The sequence below is a fragment of the Psychrobacillus sp. FSL K6-2836 genome, assembly GCF_038003085.1.
Lineage (GTDB): Bacteria > Bacillota > Bacilli > Bacillales_A > Planococcaceae > Psychrobacillus.
In genome coordinates this window covers 3747822-3767038 of the sequence record NZ_JBBOOM010000001.1, presented here as the reverse complement: position 1 = coordinate 3767038, position 19217 = coordinate 3747822, and the positions used below count along the sequence as shown (strand labels likewise).

The window sequence follows — 19217 nt, the reverse complement described above, 5'->3', positions numbered from 1 at the left end:
CTTATACATTCTTGTTTTTGCTTGAAACTGTAATGACGAAATTACTCTTTACATTAAAAAAACGGGTAAAAGATACCCGATCCTCTAAAAACAAAAATGTAGATATGCCGTTGATTTTCGCTACGAGCGGATGCTTTCCGTGGGCACGGCTTCAGCCGCTTCCCTCGCGATGCTCAGTCCAGGGTCTTCAGCTCGCCCTGTTCCCACTGGAGTCTCCGCTGCGCTCCAATCAACTAGTTCCACTTTACATAAACGAACAATTCAGATAAAAGAATATCCACATTCTTCTTTCATTATAAAATAGTATACCTAATAGGTCAGACGGTTTTATCACTATAATAACTTTGACTGCTACTATCGGCTAAGCGATATACCCTGGCAAATCATTGAGTTTAGTACTACACATTATGTTGATTGTATTGGAAAGTGGCGACTCCGGCGGGATAGCTTGAGCTGAAGACCCCGCAGGAAAGACATTAGTCAAACTTTGTTTGACCAATGTCTTTGCGACGAGTAACCGCAGGAGCATATGTTTTCGCAGCGACGAGGAGGCTGAAGCCAAGCCCGCGGAGGCCAACAGGATGTTGGTCACGAAGGCGTTGTCACACGACGTGGCGCTTTTAGCCTTTGTTCTCCACCTGAAACGGAAAGCAGTAGTATTATTCATTCTTAATTGTCCTGTAAACCCAGTATTCATTTTGCATTTTATATTCTCTCTTTATAAATAAAAAAAGCTAGCAAAATGCTAGCTTTTTTCAGGTAAATCGTTTGGAAAAGGGGTCTATTTAAATGTAACAAATAATTGTTAATGTATTATGAATGATTTGTAAATATTTCCTTACCAATTATTGTTTTTATACTTTTTATAATAATTGAACTGGCGGGCGATCAAAAATAATTTACGAGTAAAATGCTTGTCCTTCTTGTAGAATAATGGATTTCCCCATTTACCGGACTTCAAAAGCATTCTTACTTCTTTTTGAATCTCTTCATTTTCAACAAATTTCGTTAATACGATTTTAGGCACTACGGTAAATAGATAATGCTCATTCAATAAAGTTAGAGATTTTTCCTTTTGATAAATAACATCATCTACAAAATAACGGGCCATATTATGTCCTAGGGCAGTTGTATAATAACTAGATCGTCCTTGTCTAATATTCACCTCAAATACTTTAAACTTCCCATCTCGCTCATCGAATTTTAAGTCAAAGTTTGCAAAACCGACATAACCTATTGCTTCTAAAAAGTGTTGTAGCTTTTCCATCAGTTCCTCATTATATCGAGTAATGAGTGCAGTATAGTTACCAATAGCCGTAACTGTATGCTCCTGTAGAACTACCTGTGCAAGTGTACTTAGCTGGGCTTTGCCTTTAGAACTCATGTAGAAGACCGAATCCCACATATACGTATCATCCCCTGGAATATAATCCTGAATGATTAAGTCTTCTGTATAACCACTTGCATTTACTTTGCTAATCACATCATCTAGTTCAGCCTTTGTCTCTACACGGTAAACTTTTTGCTGACCAGAAAACTTATTTTTGTAATACATAACACCATTGCTCGGTTTTACGATTAAAGGAAATAGTACATCTTCCGTAAATGCTGCTTTTTTTGCACATGAATAATAATATGTTTTCGGCGCATCAATTCCGTGCTCTTCACAAAGCTTATAGAAATTTGTTTTGACGAGAAGATTATTCATTAATTCTTCCGACATATAGTTAAAAACATACATTTTTTTTAAAGCGTCTGCATTTTCAATTATTAATCGTACATAAAAATCATTTGTTCCTATTAATAACAATTCTTTGTCGTTTGTTTTATATTTTTGTGCAACTTCCATAAGTACCTGAACAAAAGCAGATTTATCCCACAAATTCGGCTGAATCTCTATATGTTCGATCACGCTACTCCATTTGGTAAAAGACATTTCTTCTTTACCTACTAATATTGGCTTTATATTGTATTCCTCGTGAAAAGAAATCGCCATATTATAAGCATTCATGTCTGTCCCAATAATTATTGGGATAAAGGGTTGGTTTTTCATAAAGACCTCCATTAACTTTTAACAAGCGGAATTGATACAGTAAAGACAGTACCTTTTCCTACTTCACTTTCTACTTCTAGTAACCCGTGATGGGCTTCCACTAGATGCTTAACAATTGCTAAACCAAGACCAGTTCCTCCAGAGTTTCTACTTCTAGCTCTATCAACTCGGTAAAAACGCTCAAATACCCTGCCAATTTCATCTTTTGATATTCCTATCCCTTCATCTTGGATACGGAATATTCCACATTTTTCGTTACGATCAATGGATATGATCACTGTTTTATCCTCAGGGGAGTAAGTCAGGGCATTCATCAATAAATTCATCATTATTTGGATTAAACGATTAATATCACCTAATACATAGACTGGTCCGTTATATATAATTTTGAGAGTCATATTCTTTTCCTCTACAATATGACTAGTCATCTCTTTACTTCGCTCAACAACTTCCAATAAGTTGATCTTTTGTAAATTCACTTCATATCCTACCTGTTCCACTTTTGACAAATCCAATAAATCATTGATAAGCATTTGAAGTCTATTACTTTCTTTGTGTATAATCTCAAGGAAAGAAAGCAATGTTTCTTCATTTTTATATGCGCCATACAATAATGTTTCTGAAAATCCTTTAATACTAGTGACAGGAGTCTTCAATTCATGGGATACATTCGCCACAAAATCTTTTCTAACTTGCTCCAGTTTCACAAGCTCCGTAATATCATGCATTACTACCACTATACCAAGCCATTTTCCATGCTCGCCAATAACCGGCGCTCCATAAGCATCCATAAAATAAGTATGTATGTTTTTCTTTATCGATATTTGTTCCCGATTCGAAGCCTCTGTCAAAAATAATTGATCAATGAACGCCTCAATCTGTTTTGGAAGACCAATTTTATTAAATAGCTTTCCATCAAGATCTTTAAACGATATATCAAGCTGCTTAAGAAAAGAACGATTCACAATAGTAATATACCCGTTACGATCAATCATAATAAGGGCACTGCCCATGTTCTCGATTAACGTTTTTAAACGTTCTTTTTCCGTTTCTCTCATGACGGATATATCATGTAAATTTCGTGCAAGTATATTAATAGAGTTACTCAGCTTCGACATCCCGGAAAATTCATCTTCAAAGGCACGAATTCGATAATTTCCTCGTGCTAATTCCATAGCGGTTTCCGTCAAATGCTCTATTGGCTGGGCATACTTCTTGAAAATATTTGTCCCTAAAAACAGTGCAACAAGAAAAGTAAGACTTAGAATGACGATTAAAAATAACCATAAGGAATGGGCATTGATCAATTCAGTTTGAGAGAATGTAGAAGCTAACATTTCCTTAATATGCCTCTGTTCATCTACTGTGAGTCCTGTGGAGTCTATATAATTGGATACTTCATCTATTTTTGTGTTTATGACTTTTTCAGAAGAGCTTTTAGCGAAAATAGGAAAAAGCTGTCCAAGTATAATTCCTAGACAAGCTAATATTAACCCTATCATAATAGAATAAGTTCTAAAAAGTTTGGAATGAAATGATTTCATTAGCTCTTAGGCTCCTCAAACTTGTATCCTAGTCCTCTAATTGTTTTGATGAAATTAGGCTTTCTACTATTCTCTTCAATTTTATCACGCAAATGACTAATATGAACATCCACTATACGAGTATCGCCAGCAAAATCATAGTTCCATACCGCACTTAATAGCTGATCACGTGTTAATACTCGATTTTTGTTTTCTATTAAATACACTAGTAATTCAAACTCTTTTGGAGTAAACTCCACGACGTCATTGTTTAAAAGAACCTCAAAACGTTCCGGGAATACTTGTAGCGGACCAAAAGTATACATTTCTTCTATGGTTTTCTCCTGCTTATGCTCAGTAGATATGCCAGAACGACGAATCATTGCTTTTACCCTTGCGGTTACCTCTCTTGGACTGAAAGGCTTCGTCATATAATCATCGGCACCTAGTTCAAGACCTAATACTTTATCGAATTCTTCGTCTTTTGCTGTTAACATTATTATAGGAATTTGTACTTTCTTTAAACGAAGCTCTTTGCAGACCTCCATGCCATCCATATGTGGTAGCATCCAATCCAGTACAATGACCTCTGGTTTTTCATCTAAAGCTTTATTAAGCCCTTCTAAGCCATCACTTGCTGTTATGACTTCAAAACCAGCTTCTTCAAGATTATATTTTAATAAAGTTACAATTGAACTTTCGTCATCCACAACTAATACTTTTCTCATTATTTTGCCTCCAAGGTTGATTTGAAACCCCCATTCCAAATCGATGTTAGCTATATCGTTATTATTTTTCTATAATTGGAGGCGTTACATGAAACTCGCCTTCCACAACAATTTCGTTTTGGTCATTTTGAGCTAATACTGTAATTATTACATTATTTAATCGTTCTACTATTTCCTTTACTTCAAATGTAAATTCTACAATTGAGTAATGATAAGTAGGTATTGGAAAGCTTATAAACTGTTTTGTTATATGTGATCCAGGGCCCGGCAAGTATTTTGAAATAGCGGATGTAATAATACCTGTTAACATAATAGACGGTACGATAGGTTTTCCATATTGAGTCTTAGCTGCAAAATCATGTTGAATATATAAAGGGTTGTTATCATTGGTTAGCCCCAGATATAGTAGCAAGTCTTTGTCCTCAATTTTTTCTGTTAGTGCTAACTTTTCACCAATCTCTATTTCCTGTATACGTCTACCTATTTTTCGAGTTTTCCCTAATAACAATAGTTCCTCCCCCTCACAAATAGCTAATTCTATATTAACAATAAACCTACGCAAAGCGCAAGGTGATGATAGGACCTTACCAGTTAGGATACTTGTGATTAAAGGCACTTTTAGCCATCCTTATGTAAGTCCCAAGCCAAGGTCCCAGTAATCAAGGACATTTTAATGTACTTTCTTATAAAAAAATCGAGTGGGTTTCCCCACTCGATTAGTAACAACCTTAAGTTTAAACTAAAACTTTCATAACAGCTTTGACGGCGTCTGCTGATTTGTTTAATAATGCTTTTTCATCTTCTGTTAACTCAAGTTCGATAATTTTCTCGATACCTGCTGCACCAAGTACTGTTGGAACACCAAGGTAAATGCCATCCATACCATATTCGCCTTCTAAATAAGCGATTGATGGCAATACTCGCTTTTGGTCTTTCAGAATTGCTTCAGCCATTTCAACTAAAGATGCAGCGGGAGCATAGTAAGCAGAACCATTGCCAAGAAGGTTAACGATTTCCGCTCCACCTTTACGAGTACGATCTACGATTTCTTCTAAACGAGCTGCGTCGATTAGAGTTTCTAATGGAATTCCACCAGCGTAAGAATATCTTACTAATGGCACCATATCGTCGCCATGTCCGCCAAGAACAAAACCAGTTACATCTTTAACAGATAGGTTTAATTCTTTCGCAACAAACGTACGGAAACGAGCAGTATCAAGTACACCAGATTGTCCGATTACACGTTCTTTTGGTAAACCTGATTCTTTATAAACTGTATAAGTCATCGCATCAACAGGGTTCGTTAATACTAAAATTGTTGTATTTGGAGAATATTTTACGATTTCAGATGTAACAGATTTCATTACTTTTTGGTTTGTTTGAACTAAATCATCACGGCTCATACCAGGTTTACGTGCTATACCAGCAGTGATAATTACTAGATCTGAATCTTTCGTATCTTCATAGTTAGAAGTACCAATGATATCAGAGTCAAATCCTTGGACTGGTCCAGCTTGTGCCATATCCAAAGCTTTACCTTTAGTAGCATTTTCTGCTTGTGGAATATCTACTAATACAATATCACCAAGCTCTTTTTGAGCAAGTAGAAAAGCAGTTGTTGCACCTGTAAATCCTCCACCGATTACTGAAATTTTACTTCTTTTCAATGTCATTAGAAAACTCTCCTTTTGTTTTTATAAGAAAAGGAAGGGAAAATTCCCTTCCTTAAAAACCAAAATTCAATTTCATATTACATATTTTTAATAAGTTCATCAGCGAATTCAGAACATTTAACTTCAGTTGCACCATCCATTAAACGAGCGAAATCATAAGTAACCACTTTAGAAGCGATAGATTTCTCCATTGAATCCATGATAAGTTTCGCAGCTTCAGTCCAGCCTAAATGTTCTAGCATTAATACTCCTGAAAGAATAACGGATGATGGGTTAACTTTGTCAAGTCCAGCATATTTAGGAGCTGTACCATGAGTAGCCTCGAAAATAGCATGTCCAGTTACATAGTTAATATTAGCTCCTGGAGCAATACCGATACCACCAACTTGTGCAGCAAGTGCATCAGAAATATAATCTCCGTTTAAGTTCATTGTAGCAACTACATCAAACTCTTTTGGACGTGTTAAAATTTGTTGTAAGAAGATATCAGCAATCGAATCTTTTACTAGAATTTTACCAGCTGCAAGTGCATCAGCTTGTGCTTTGTCAGCAGCTTCCGTTCCTTGCTCTTCTTTAATTTGATCATATTGGTTCCAAGTAAATACTTTATCACCAAATTCTTGTTCTGCTACTTCGTAACCCCAAGTTTTGAAAGCACCTTCTGTGAACTTCATGATATTCCCTTTATGAACTAATGTTAAAGAAGTACGACCTTCTTTAATAATATAGTTAATAGCCGCGCGAACTAAACGTTTTGTACCTTCTTCAGAAATTGGTTTAATACCGATACCTGAAGTTTCTGGGAAACGAATATTTGTAACACCGAATTCTGTTTGTAAGAAATCGATTAGTTTTTTCGCATTATCTGTACCTTTTGCATACTCAATACCAGCGTAGATATCTTCCGTATTTTCACGGAAAATAACCATGTCTGTATCTTCCGGACGTTTAACTGGAGATGGAACACCAGTGAAATAACGAACTGGACGCAGGCAAGTATATAGATCAAGTTCTTGACGTAACGCTACGTTTAATGAACGAATTCCCCCACCGATTGGTGTAGTTAAAGGTCCTTTAATAGCAATTAGGTACTCATTAATAACATCTAAAGTTTCTTGAGGTAACCATTCGCCAGTTTTATCGAATGCTTTTTGACCTGCAAGAACTTCTTTCCATTCAATTTTCTTTTCACCATTATAAGCTTTTTCTACTGAAGCTTCTAATACACGGGATGCTGCTGCCCAAATATCTGGACCTGTTCCGTCTCCCTCGATGAAAGGAATTACTGCTGTGTTTGGTACGTTAAGTACACCGTTTTCTACTGTAATTTTGCCTGTTGTCATTTGTTATTTCCTCCTACTATCATAATCATAGGGCAGTAAACACGGGAAGTGTTTAAGCCCTAGCTACTAAGATAATACTACTATTATCTTTCTTCAATTGGAATATATTTTTGCATTCCAGGCCCTACATATTCTGCACGTGGACGGATTAAACGATTGTTTGCATATTGCTCAAGAATATGAGCGCTCCAACCAGATACACGTGATACTGCAAAGATTGGTGTAAATAAATCATGATCTATTTTCAAGGAATGATAAACAGATGCAGAATAGAAATCTACGTTTGGTGGTAAGTTCTTTTGTCCTGTAACTATTTCTTCGATACGAATAGACATATCATATAGTTTAGATTCGCCATTAAGTGTAGTCAATTTTTTAGACATTTCACGTAAATGTTTTGCACGTGGATCTCCTTTTCTATATACACGGTGACCGAATCCCATAATTTTTACTTTGTTTTCTAATTTTTCGTCAATATAAGTGTCAACATTATCAAGTGTATCGATTTCAGTTAACATTTTCATAACTTGCTCGTTTGCTCCACCATGTAGAGGTCCTTTTAAAGCTCCAATTGCTGCAACTACGCCAGAATAGATGTCTGAAAGGGTTGCTACACATACGCGAGCAGTGAATGTAGAAGCATTCAACTCATGATCCGCATGCAATACAAGTGCTTTGTCAAACGCTTCGACCTCTATGTCTTGTGGTAATTCTCCGTGTAGCATGTACAAGAAGTTAGCAGCATAGCCTAAGTCTGTTTTAGGTGCTACAGGTTCTTGACCTTTGCGAACACGTGAGAAAGCTGTTACTAATGTCGGGATTTTTGCTTGTAATTTAATTGCTTTTAAGTAATTCGCCTCATCGGACATATCTTCTGCAGCATCATCATATAATGCAAGCATAGAAACTGTTGTTCTAAGAGCAGTCATTGGATGTACATCATTGATTGGGAATGTTTTGAAAAAATTCAAAACTTCTTGCGGTACAGCCATATGATCAGCTAATTGTTGCTTCAATTCAGCAAGTTCTGTCGCATTTGGAAGACGCTTATGCCAAAGCAAGTAAACTACTTCTTCAAAGCTCGCATTGTTTGCTAAATCATCAATATCATATCCAACGTATGTAAGTGTATCATCGATGATTGAACTGATTGACGTTTCTGCCGCTACAATTCCTTCTAAACCTTTAGTTGTTGTCATATCAAAGTCTCCCCTTTACAACATAAGACTTCTGATCATATTTTCAAAATCAGAAGAACTATATGTATATATTAATGTTTTTAGTATTGCTTACTTAAACAGTATAATCAATATTGTCGTCTTTGTGAATGAAAACGCTTAAGTTTGTTGAAAAATATCATAAAATCTCCTAATTAATTGAAAAGATTGGATGAAAATGATTACTCTACAATTAAATAAAAAAGATTTGTTATCACAATGGCTGCCAATTGGAATAATTATACTGATATCATTTATTGCTTACCCTCTTACTTTGTCAATTATTGGAGGTTACTTTCTATTTCCATTAACTAATTTATTACATAAAAAATTCAAAATTCCAGTATTTTTAAGTGTTTTACTCACTGTAGTTTTAATTTTATCGAGTTTTTTAATCATCTTATTTTTTCTAATTCAAACATTAATTGATCTAATTCCATTTATACACGAACATGTTGTTTTACTACCTGTTATGGAAATACAAAATCACCCTATATTTATGATGTTTGAAGGCAAATTTCAAACATTACTAAATAAAATATTGAATGATTTATTATTAAATGTAACGCATTTACCCTCTTATTTTTTTGAGATATTCTTGTTTAGTATTGGATTATTCTTTTCCTTAATCGAATCTATAAAGGACCGAGAATGGTTTCTAGTTTACTTTCCTAAAAAAATGCGCAGTCTTTGCCACAGAGCATTATTGAAATCTTCAACCATCGTAAATCAATTTATACATGTAGAGTTTAAGTTATTTGTATTAACGTTTATCTTAATCACTATTGGATTTTCGGTATTAGGATTACATAATCCGATTAAGTATGCATTTCTTATTTCTTTAGTCGATAGCGTTCCTTTTTTAGGTACAGGCCTAATACTAATCCCTTTATGTATTTACTTTTTTTTAATGGAAATGCATATGGTAGGTACTATTATCTTACTTTTATACTTGTTTGTTCAGTTAACAAGACATATCGTCGAATCGGTACTCTGGTCATCCACCACACAAATAAAGGCTGTCCACGTCTTTTATTTGAGCGCGGCAGCCATTTTAATCTTTGGATTTGTAGGGATATTGTTTAGTCCATTTATTTATCTATTCGCCCATAAATGGGAAAGCTTTACGAAGACTTCATCACAATAACTTGACCGTTTTTCATCTTTTTGCGAATCCATCTATAAACAAGTGGTTTAAATAAGTTACGCGTTGGAGCAAATAAAAGCATGAAGCCAATTAAATCAGAGATAAATCCAGGCAGTACAACTAATATAGCTCCGACAAATATACTAATACCATTTATCGCTGCTTCTCCTGGTGCTTGATAGTTTTTAACGCTGTCGGATACTTCACGGAATGCTTTAAAGCCTTGTCTTTTTGCAAAATAGCCACCAATTATTCCACTTGCAATGATCAATAAAAATGTATATCCTACTCCAATCGTTTTACCTGATAGCATTAGAATATATAATTCAACCGCAGGGATTAAGATAAACAAACCAATAATCCATTTCATCATTTCACCTTCCTTTTAGAAATAGCTTAAGCACCATTTAAACTCAAAACCTATTTCAAACGTTTCCAGCGGGCATTGGACAGACTTGTTACTACAATATTATCGGATAATTTTTTGAGAGGCTGATCGTGACTGACGTCACGACCAGCCTCCCTTTTCTCGGTAATCTTATGGCGTTTGTCTGTCCGTCGCCCTTCTACAACTTTGAGAAACAGGCAAGTGTCTTTTCGGATAACTAGGGAAAAGAACTTTCTTATTCATAGAGTATGTGTCCTAAATTACAATTTCGGTCGCTATTTTGCTTCTTTATTAAGTAAAACTTACTATTTTTTTAAATTTCCCACTATCTATCACTAAATAATAGCATCTCTAAATCAACAACGATTACAGAAAGTTTTATCACTATAATCACTCTGCCTAATGATATCATCTTAGCGATAGGCTCTGCAAAATCTTCCTGCTGAGTACTGCTCACTTAATTGATTGTAGTGCAAGGTGGCGACTCCACCGGGATGAGTGAGACAGATGAGGCATCACATCGACGCGCAAGCGACGGTGACGGCTCATCGCTCACCCCGCGGAAAGCGTCCACCTGAAACGAAAATCAATAGTATTAATAAATAGATTCTAATACGCTACTTCTTTTCATTCAATAAAAGCCCCACCTTTTAGGGTGAGGCATTTTCTTAAATTATGCTAGCGTGACCATGATAGATAAATCCACTTTCAGCATCTATCGTTAATTCTTGGCCATTTTTTATAAGAGTTGTGGCATCTTTAACACCTACAATAACCGGCACACCTAAGCTAAGTCCAACGACTGCGGCATGACTAGTTAAACCACCCTCTTCGGTGATTAAACCTCTGCATTTTTCAATACTAGGGACCATATCACGGTCAGATCCTAATGTCACAATAATACTATCCGTTGTATCTTGTCCAGCTAATTCTTCCGCGTTATTCACAACTATTGCTTTTCCGAATGCAGTATTTTTACCAATACCTTGTCCTCTTGCAACTAAGTCTCCAATAATATGAACCTTCATCAAGTTTGTTGTGCCCGCTTCTCCAACAGGTACACCAGCCGTAATGACAACTAGATCCCCATGAGTTACGTAATGGTGAAGAATACTTTCCTCCACAGCTACTTCCAAAATCTCATCTGTTGAGTGAGCTTTTTTTCCAACAATTGGATATACTCCCCAAACTAATGTTAGTTTTCTAGATGGGGTAGCAGTTGAAGTCACAGCAATAATCGGAACACCAGGTCTAAATTTAGCAATCATTTTTGCAGTATATCCACTTTCGGTTGGTGCAATAACTGCTTTTACCTTTAGGTTTATCGCCGTGTGTGCAACTGCTTGACCAATAGCATCCGTTAGGTTAACGTCACGTGCTTTACTAATTTTCGTTACATTTTCACGATAATCTACTGCATTTTCCGTACGACGAGCTATTTTATCCATCGTTTGAACAGCCTCTACTGGATAAAGCCCAGCTGCTGTTTCCCCAGAAAGCATAATTGCATCTGTTCCATCAAATATAGCATTTGCGACGTCACTTGCTTCTGCGCGAGTAGGTCTAGGATTTCTTTGCATAGAATCGAGCATTTGAGTAGCTGTAATAACAGGTTTTCCAGCTTCGTTACATTTTGTAATTAGTTTCTTTTGAACTAAAGGAACTTCTTCTGCTGGAATTTCTACACCTAGATCTCCCCTTGCAACCATTAAGCCGTCAGATACTTGAATAATTTCATCAATATTATCTACGCCTTCTTGATTTTCGATTTTAGCGATAATTTGAATATGTTCACCATTATTTTCTTCTAGTAGCTTACGGATTTCTAGCACATCTTTTGCACGACGAACGAAAGAAGCAGCAACAAAGTCTATATCCTGTTCAATACCAAAGAGGATATCCTGAGCATCCTTTTCTGTCATGCCAGGTAATTGTACCGATACTCCTGGTACATTGACACCTTTATTATTTTTTAACGTTCCTGCATTTTGAATATAAGTAGAAATAATTCCATTCTCTTTATCAATTTTTTGCACGATTAATTCAATTAGTCCGTCATCCAATAGAATGACTGAACCTTCATGAACATCCTCGATTAATTTTTCGTAGGAAATAGAGAAACGCTCTAAAGTACCTAACACTTCTGTCATCGAAATTTCAATTGTTTCTCCAGATTGAAGCTCAATCGCACCATTTTCCATTTTATGTGTGCGAATTTCAGGTCCTTTTGTATCCAATAATATTCCAACAACTTTACCTGTTTTCTTAGATACTTTACGAATCGTTTGAATTCTTGCAGAATGTTCCTCGTGATTTCCATGTGAGAAATTCAATCTGGCAACATTCATACCAGCATTAATTAGTTTCTCTAACATTTCTTCTGATTCACTTGCGGGTCCAATTGTACAAACTATTTTAGTTTTTCTCATAGTACAGTCCTTTCTATAATGGGAAGATATTGCCTCATTAGATAGATAATTCTTTAGATAATTGATACATAGATATATCAAATTCTTCATGATTTTCAAATGCTTCATTCATATCATAGTCTACCACTTGATGATTCCGTATGCCAATCGCACGCCCGCCATTTCCAGTTAGAAGAACCTCTACAGCTTTAGCTCCAAATAAACTTGCTAGCACACGATCGCGACCTGTTGGTGAACCACCGCGTTGAATATGTCCAAGTACCGAAACTCTCGTCTCAATATCTGCTAAGTCCTTGAGTTTACTAGCAAATTCTGCACCACTCATCACACCCTCAGCAACAATAATAATACTATGCTTTTTCCCTCGTTCCGAACCGCTTTTTAGACGCTCGACAATCTCATCCATATTTATCTCTACTTCAGGAATAATAATAGTTTCTGCTCCACCTGCAACTCCAGCCCATAAAGCAAGGTCTCCGGCATCTCTCCCCATTACTTCCACGATAAATGTACGTTCATGCGATGTGGCAGTATCTCTGATTTTATCGATACTTTCGATGACTGTATTTAAAGCTGTATCAAATCCAAGCGTATAATCTGTACCTGGAATATCATTATCGATTGTTCCTGGTATTCCTACACAAGGGAAACCATTTTCCGTTAATTTCATAGAACCACGATAAGAACCATCCCCACCGATAATTACTAAACCTTCAATACCATGAGCCTTTAGTTGCTCTACCGCTTTTTGTTGACCTTCCTCTGTCCGGAACTCTGGGCATCTTGCGGAATACAGTTTTGTTCCACCTCTTTGAATAATATCGCCAACAGAACCTAGGTCTAAAACTTCCATTTTACCTTCGATTAGACCTTGATAGCCATGGAAGATACCCACTACTTCCAGCCCCTCGTAGATGGCTTTTCTTACAACAGCTCGAACTGCTGCGTTCATGCCGGGAGCGTCTCCTCCACTTGTTAATACGCCAATTCTCTTCATCTATTTCTCCTCCAAAACATGAATTTCATAATATAAGCTTATCATGAAATGAACTAAAAAAAAATGCGTCGTTCTTGACGCATTTTATTCATTAAATTCCCCAATATTTTTAAATTTAACATAACGATTTTCTATTAGTTCATCTGGTGCTAAATTCTGTAATTGTTTTAAAGAAGTAAGAAGGGTTTCTTTCATATAATTAGCCTGTGCGGCTATATCTTTATGAGCTCCTCCATGTACTTCTGTGATGACAGTATCAATAATACCCATCTTCTTTAAATCTGGAGCAGTAATTTTCATCGCTTCTGCAGCTTGTTTTGCCAAGGATGCATCCTTCCAAAGAATCGATGCAGCTCCTTCTGGTGAAATAACGGAGTACGTAGAGTTTTCTAACATATGAATATGATTAGCTACACCTAATGCTAATGCTCCTCCACTGCCACCTTCTCCAATAACAACACTTATTACCGGCACTTTAAGTCCAGCCATTTCTACTAAGTTTCTAGCTATAGCTTCACTTTGCCCACGTTCCTCCGCTGCTTTTCCTGGATAAGCGCCTTTCGTATCTATCATACAAACTATCGGACGATTAAACTTTTCTGCTTGTTTCATTAATCGCAAGGCTTTTCGATACCCCTCTGGATGAGGCATACCAAAATTACGTTTTATATTCTCTTTTGTATCTAACCCTCTTTGATGTCCAATGATTGTTATTGGTTTCCCTTCAAACAACGCTATTCCACCTATAATCGCTGCATCGTCACCGAAAAATCTATCTCCGTGGAGTTCAATAAATTCTGTACATAATAATTGGATATAATCTCTTGTAGTGGGACGACTAGGATGACGAGCGACCTGAACCCGATCCCAAGGTTCCATATTTTCATATATCTCTTGCTCTAATTTTTCTAGTCTAGCTTCTAAATTGACGATTTCTACTGACATATCAACGTCAGCACTTTTTGTGTACTCTTTCAATTCTTCTATTTTTGTTTTTAATTGTACAATTGGTTCTTCAAAAGGTAGTACTTTTACCATTTTGCACCCTCCTTAGTCATATGAAGATGAACGATGGAAGCAACTTTTTCGCGCATTTCTTTTCGATGAATTATGGCATCCAACTGTCCATGATTCATCAAAAACTCAGCAGTTTGAAAATCTTCTGGAAGTTTTTCTCGCACTGTCTGTTCAATCACTCGTCTACCAGCAAAGCCGATTAAAGCTTTAGGCTCGGCAATATTAATATCTCCTACTGATGCGAAGCTTGCAGAAACTCCACCCGTTGTAGGATGCGTAAGAATTGAAATATATAATAGTCCATGATCACTATGTCGTCTTAATGCTACAGACGTTTTTGCCATTTGCATTAGCGAAAGGACACCTTCTTGCATTCTTGCTCCTCCACTTGCAGTGAAAATAATAAAAGGAATACTAAGCTCTGTAGCCTTCTCAACAGCTCTCGTAATTTTCTCGCCTACTACTGAACCCATAGATCCCATTCTAAAATGTGAATCCATGATAGCTACAACGACTTGTTGTCCATCTAATTGTCCAATTCCAGTAAGAACAGCTTCATTCAATCCTGTCTTTTGTGCGTCCGCCTTTATCTTTTCCGTATAACTAGGGAAATTCAAAGGATTTACAGTTTCTAAATGATCATCCATCGACTCAAATGTATTTTCATCTAGAAAAATTTCTACACGCTCCCAGGCTGTCATTTTCATATGATGATCACATGTAGGACATACCTTTAAATTCTTCATCAAGTCTTTTGTAAATACATTTTTTCTACACTCAGGGCATTTCATCATAATACCTTCTGGCACATCATTTTTTGCTTTTTCAGTCGGTATTGTGGCATATTTTTTCTTTTGATTTTTTCTAAATATATCTCGAATACTCATTTATACATCTCCCCTATTAATTAGCAAAAGCCATTCATTATATAGAGATATCGCTTGGTGTTCTTCTCCATTTTGCATTGCAGTAAGAAGCTGAATCCAAAGTGATTTCTCTTCTAGAATCATAATCTCTTGGTAAGGCTCTCCTGCAAACTGTTTTAACAAAAACCAAATTTTTAAACCTAATCGATTATTGGAGATGATTATAATTTCACGAATTATATCTTCTCGAATTATTTCTTCTACCATAAGTTTTTCTTTAAAGGCATCCCATATATGTAGTTCATAAAGTCTCTTAGAGTTACTAATTGTATAGATTGCATCTTTCTCTAATGCATGTCTCGTTATATGCACATCTTCCTTCGACTTAGACTCTTGTAGGATAAATGTAGATAGTACCTCAACTAGCCGATGCTTGCGATAATCCGATAGAAAAGTACCTTCACCTCGACGTGTTTCTATTAGACCGAGTAATTCTAAACTCCTAAGCGCTTCCCTTACTGTTGATCTACCTACCTGAAGTCGCTCTGCTAGCTCTCTTTCAGAAGGCAATTTACCACCAACAGAAACATTTTCTTCTGCAATTAGTTGTCTCAACTGCTTGACTATTTCCAGAAACATTTTTTTAGGATTATTCGTTGGGTCCATTAAGCCTCACTCTTCCATAAATTACAAAGTGGTCTGACCACTCATAATTAATAGCATACAAAAGATTTCTACATACGTAAAGAAAAAACTGCATATTAAATAAGCAGTTTACTTCTCCATATATTTAGTAATGATTTGAGAGCGGCCATTTCTACGTTCTGATTTTCCTGTGATAACAAGCATTTCCTGCTCTTTTAATAACGTATTAAATTTTGCATATTCCTCTGGAAATAAGGTTACTGACAAGCTACCAGTATCGTCCTGTACTGTTAGAAAAGCCATTGCCTCTCCTTTTTTTGTACGAATTCGTTTTATGTCCTGTATTAGTCCTACTATCTTTACAGACATATCTTTTGTTGTCTGCAATATATCCCAAATGTTATTGATTTTATCCTTCAACATTTTCTTCTTAGATAGTGTAGGATGCTCTGAAAAGTATTGACCTAAAACTTCCTTTTCAAATTGTAGCTTCTCCATAATTGGAAGTGGATCTGATTTTATATACTTAGACTTTCCAAAATGAGAGGCATCTCCCCCAAACAAATCTGATTCCTCGGTGGGACTTATCAATTCAGCATATTTAACAGCTGCGTCTAAAGTAGATAACAGAGTCGATCTCTCATAACCGAATTCATCTAAAGCCCCTGCTTTGATCAATGGTTCTACATTTTTTCTTGTAAAATGAACTGCTGACAAATCAGAAGCCAAGTCAAATATATCCTCCCATTTGGTTTCTCGTTCGATACGTTTCTGTAATAATTTTTGTATAAAATTATAGGAAACCCCTTTTATGGCTTGTAAACCAAATCGCACTCCTCCTTTTTCAACTGTGAAGAAGCGTTGACTACGGAAAATGGAGGGTGCAAGAATCTCCATGTCTTTTTGTTTCATTTCCATCATTAACTCATTTATTTTCGCTTGGTTTCCGGTAGCTATGCTCAATAAAGCACTATAAAAAGCTACAGGGAAATGTGCTTTTAAATAAGCCATTTGAAAAGAAATAACACTATAGGCCACAGCATGACTTTTTGGAAAACCATAGTCAGCAAATCGGACGATTAAATCATAAACTGCTGACGCTGACTGTTCTGAGTGCCCCTCTTGAATAGCTTTTTGAACAAAGTGTACACGTTCATTTTGTAAAACTTCACGATTTTTTTTGCTTACAGCTCTACGTAATAAATCGGCTTCTCCGAACGTAAAACCAGCCATTTTTGAGGCAATTTGCATAATCTGCTCCTGGTAAACTATGATGCCATAGGTTTCTTTTAAAATTGGCTCTAATATGGGATGTTCATAAGTTATGGGAGCCTGTCCTGCTTTTCGCTTTGCGTATAGAGGTATGCTTTCCATTGGACCTGGACGGAATAATGCGTTTACTGCAACTACATCTTCAAACTTTGTTGGATGAATTTGTTTAAGGGCTTGTCGCATTCCGGCTGATTCCAATTGAAATACACCTGTAGTATTTCCTTGCTGTAATAGCTGAAAGGTCAGCTCATCATGCAGCGGAATTTCTGTTAATTTAAATGGATTTGATTGTTTATAATTAATGATCTTCAAAATTCTTTCAATAATCGTCAAATTTCGTAGCCCTAAAAAATCCATTTTAAGTAATCCGACTTGTTCTACTTCCTTCATCGGCCATTGCGTTAAATAGATATCCTCATGCCCACTTTGAATAGGAATAACGTCCACTAAAGATACTGGTGATAATACCACCCCTGCTGCGTGTGTAGAGGCATTCCTTGGTAATCCCTCTAAAGCAAGTGCGACCTTAAACCATTTTTTTCGAACGTCTTCTGTTTGTATAAACTCACGCAACTTCTCAGACATCGTATATGCTTCATTTAACGTGATTCCGGGCTTTGCAGGTATAAAAGAAGAAATAGCTTCCAAAGTAGTAGACTCAAATCCAAACACTCTAGCAACTTCTCTAGCAGCAGCTTTTGCTGACAATGTTCCAAACGTAATAATTTGGGAGACATAGTTCTTTCCATATTTCTCTACGACATATTGAATAACTTCCATCCTTCTCGAATCCGCAAAGTCAATATCAATATCTGGCATTGTAATTCGTTCTGGATTTAAAAACCGCTCAAATAGTAAACCATAACGAAGGGGATCTACGTCGGTAATATTTAAAGAAAATGCTACAAGTGAACTGGCGGAAGATCCACGACCCGGGCCAGTTAATATATTTTGTTGTTTAGAGAACTTCATGAAATCCTGAACGATTAAAAAATAGTCCTCATAGTTCATTTGGTTAATAATGGACAGTTCATAATTTAAGCGCTCTATATATGGCTTCGTAATTTCCTTTATCCGTTTACTCAGTCCATCCTCACAAAGTTCTCTTAAAAAGTCCTTAGAATTCTTCGTTTCGGGTAATGGATATTTAGGCATAATAGAAGCAGTTTTTTCAATATCAACATTACAGCTATTAAGCATCTGCTCTGTGTTTTCAATCCAGTTTGGAACGTCTGAAAACCATTCACTCCATTCTTCAGTAGAAAGGAGATGAAGGGAGTTGGAAGAAGGTTTTAAGCGAGCGTGATCACTCATTTTTAGCGACTGATCCATCGCATTTAACACTTCATATGCAAAAGCATCTTCTTTTTCTATGTATCGACTCATATGGTATGCAGTAATTGGTATGGACAACTGTTCACCCAACTGAATGATTATTTCTTCATGGTCTAGTTTTTCACCATTTGGTCGTTCCATTGCAAGATAGAAATTCACACTTCCAAATATATTTTGCAATTCGGTAAGCTGCTCTATCGAAGTAGAAGACTCCCCTTTATAAACAGCGATCAATCCACTTTTATATGCTTCTAGCCATCTTTTAGGTAGAGCTGTAATATCTCTTGTCTCGATACTACTTGATATTTTCAGCAAATTTTCATAACCATTATGATCTTTCGCGTATAGCACCAGACCTACAATATTTGACTCTAATTGAACATTAACGGTGAGTCCCAGGACAGGTTTAATCTTGTGCGCATGTAATGCATGCCAAAAAGGCAGTAATCCATACAATTTACTATTTGTAATGGCAGCTGCCCTCGCATTATTCTGTTTTAGCTTTTGCGTAAGTTGTTCCAATTGTATTGTGCTCTTCAGCATATCCGCCGACGTCACAATTTGTGGATATACTGTTTTCATGT

At 36.3% G+C, this 19217-nt stretch carries 15 protein-coding genes; 1 reads left to right on the top strand and 14 read right to left on the bottom strand.

Annotated elements, in window-relative coordinates:
• Positions 1-838 precede the first annotated feature (838 nt).
• The 7 genes from MKY37_RS18230 to citZ all read right to left on the bottom strand — a co-directional run bounded on the left by MKY37_RS18230 (position 839) and on the right by citZ (position 8519).
• Positions 839-2053: a carboxylate--amine ligase gene (locus tag MKY37_RS18230; RefSeq protein ID WP_340779162.1), complete on the bottom strand. Its 1215-nt coding sequence runs from the start codon at positions 2051-2053 to the stop codon at positions 839-841.
• Between the two features lie 11 nt (positions 2054-2064).
• Positions 2065-3597 (bottom strand): two-component system histidine kinase PnpS, encoded by a 1533-nt coding sequence (gene pnpS, locus MKY37_RS18225; RefSeq protein WP_340779160.1) that lies wholly within the window; start codon positions 3595-3597, stop codon positions 2065-2067.
• A complete protein-coding gene (locus tag MKY37_RS18220; RefSeq protein WP_340779977.1) occupies positions 3597-4307 on the bottom strand; it encodes a response regulator transcription factor in 711 nt (236 codons plus the stop codon). The genes pnpS and MKY37_RS18220 overlap by 1 nt, the downstream gene beginning before the upstream one ends.
• Positions 4308-4365: 58 nt before the next feature.
• Positions 4366-4812, bottom strand: a complete 447-nt coding sequence (locus MKY37_RS18215; protein WP_340779159.1) for a MaoC/PaaZ C-terminal domain-containing protein — start codon at positions 4810-4812, stop codon at positions 4366-4368.
• Positions 4813-5038: 226 nt separating this feature from the next.
• Positions 5039-5977: a malate dehydrogenase gene (gene mdh, locus MKY37_RS18210; protein ID WP_340779156.1), complete on the bottom strand. Its 939-nt coding sequence runs from the start codon at positions 5975-5977 to the stop codon at positions 5039-5041.
• Positions 5978-6054: 77 nt separating this feature from the next.
• Complete coding sequence (gene icd, locus MKY37_RS18205; protein WP_340779155.1) at positions 6055-7320, bottom strand: NADP-dependent isocitrate dehydrogenase; 1266 nt, start codon at positions 7318-7320, stop codon at positions 6055-6057.
• 83 nt (positions 7321-7403) lie between these two features.
• Positions 7404-8519 carry a citrate synthase gene (gene citZ / locus MKY37_RS18200; RefSeq protein ID WP_340779154.1) on the bottom strand — a complete coding sequence of 372 codons (1116 nt, stop codon included), beginning with the start codon at positions 8517-8519 and terminating at the stop codon, positions 7404-7406.
• 190 nt (positions 8520-8709) lie between these two features.
• Here citZ and MKY37_RS18195 point away from each other — a divergent pair, with 190 nt between their 5' ends.
• Positions 8710-9684, top strand: a complete 975-nt coding sequence (locus MKY37_RS18195; protein WP_340779153.1) for an AI-2E family transporter — start codon at positions 8710-8712, stop codon at positions 9682-9684.
• Here the strand turns inward: MKY37_RS18195 and MKY37_RS18190 are convergent.
• The 7 genes from MKY37_RS18190 to dnaE all read right to left on the bottom strand — a co-directional run bounded on the left by MKY37_RS18190 (position 9662) and on the right by dnaE (position 19215).
• Entirely contained in the window at positions 9662-10054 is a 393-nt protein-coding gene (locus MKY37_RS18190; protein WP_340779151.1) for an FxsA family protein, read from the bottom strand. The genes MKY37_RS18195 and MKY37_RS18190 overlap by 23 nt on opposite strands.
• A 686-nt stretch (positions 10055-10740) precedes the next feature.
• On the bottom strand, positions 10741-12501 hold the full coding sequence (gene pyk, locus MKY37_RS18185) for a pyruvate kinase (RefSeq protein ID WP_340779150.1): 1761 nt from the start codon (positions 12499-12501) through the stop codon (positions 10741-10743).
• Between the two features lie 37 nt (positions 12502-12538).
• A complete protein-coding gene (gene pfkA, locus MKY37_RS18180; RefSeq protein ID WP_340779148.1) occupies positions 12539-13498 on the bottom strand; it encodes a 6-phosphofructokinase in 960 nt (319 codons plus the stop codon).
• A gap of 84 nt (positions 13499-13582) precedes the next feature.
• Positions 13583-14536: an acetyl-CoA carboxylase carboxyltransferase subunit alpha gene (locus MKY37_RS18175; RefSeq protein WP_340779145.1), complete on the bottom strand. Its 954-nt coding sequence runs from the start codon at positions 14534-14536 to the stop codon at positions 13583-13585.
• Positions 14530-15402 (bottom strand): acetyl-CoA carboxylase, carboxyltransferase subunit beta, encoded by an 873-nt coding sequence (gene accD / locus MKY37_RS18170; RefSeq protein WP_340779144.1) that lies wholly within the window; start codon positions 15400-15402, stop codon positions 14530-14532. The genes MKY37_RS18175 and accD overlap by 7 nt, the downstream gene beginning before the upstream one ends.
• Positions 15403-16047, bottom strand: a complete 645-nt coding sequence (locus MKY37_RS18165) for a FadR/GntR family transcriptional regulator (RefSeq protein WP_340779143.1) — start codon at positions 16045-16047, stop codon at positions 15403-15405.
• 108 nt (positions 16048-16155) lie between these two features.
• Positions 16156-19215 (bottom strand): DNA polymerase III subunit alpha, encoded by a 3060-nt coding sequence (gene dnaE, locus MKY37_RS18160; protein ID WP_340779142.1) that lies wholly within the window; start codon positions 19213-19215, stop codon positions 16156-16158.
• Positions 19216-19217: the final 2 nt, after the last annotated feature.

Bases quoted from the DNA above. Each gene is read 5' to 3' on its own strand.
- MKY37_RS18230 (WP_340779162.1), bottom strand. From the start codon at position 2,053: ATGAAAAACCAACCCTTTATCCCAATAATTATTGGGACAGACATGAAT.
- pnpS (WP_340779160.1), bottom strand. From the start codon at position 3,597: ATGAAATCATTTCATTCCAAACTTTTTAGAACTTATTCTATTATGATA.
- mdh (WP_340779156.1), bottom strand. From the start codon at position 5,977: ATGACATTGAAAAGAAGTAAAATTTCAGTAATCGGTGGAGGATTTACA.
- icd (WP_340779155.1), bottom strand. From the start codon at position 7,320: ATGACAACAGGCAAAATTACAGTAGAAAACGGTGTACTTAACGTACCA.
- citZ (WP_340779154.1), bottom strand. From the start codon at position 8,519: ATGACAACAACTAAAGGTTTAGAAGGAATTGTAGCGGCAGAAACGTCA.
- MKY37_RS18195 (WP_340779153.1), top strand. From the start codon at position 8,710: ATGAAAATGATTACTCTACAATTAAATAAAAAAGATTTGTTATCACAA.
- MKY37_RS18190 (WP_340779151.1), bottom strand. From the start codon at position 10,054: ATGAAATGGATTATTGGTTTGTTTATCTTAATCCCTGCGGTTGAATTA.
- pyk (WP_340779150.1), bottom strand. From the start codon at position 12,501: ATGAGAAAAACTAAAATAGTTTGTACAATTGGACCCGCAAGTGAATCA.
- pfkA (WP_340779148.1), bottom strand. From the start codon at position 13,498: ATGAAGAGAATTGGCGTATTAACAAGTGGAGGAGACGCTCCCGGCATG.
- MKY37_RS18175 (WP_340779145.1), bottom strand. From the start codon at position 14,536: ATGGTAAAAGTACTACCTTTTGAAGAACCAATTGTACAATTAAAAACA.
- accD (WP_340779144.1), bottom strand. From the start codon at position 15,402: ATGAGTATTCGAGATATATTTAGAAAAAATCAAAAGAAAAAATATGCC.
- MKY37_RS18165 (WP_340779143.1), bottom strand. From the start codon at position 16,047: ATGGACCCAACGAATAATCCTAAAAAAATGTTTCTGGAAATAGTCAAG.
- dnaE (WP_340779142.1), bottom strand. From the start codon at position 19,215: ATGAAAACAGTATATCCACAAATTGTGACGTCGGCGGATATGCTGAAG.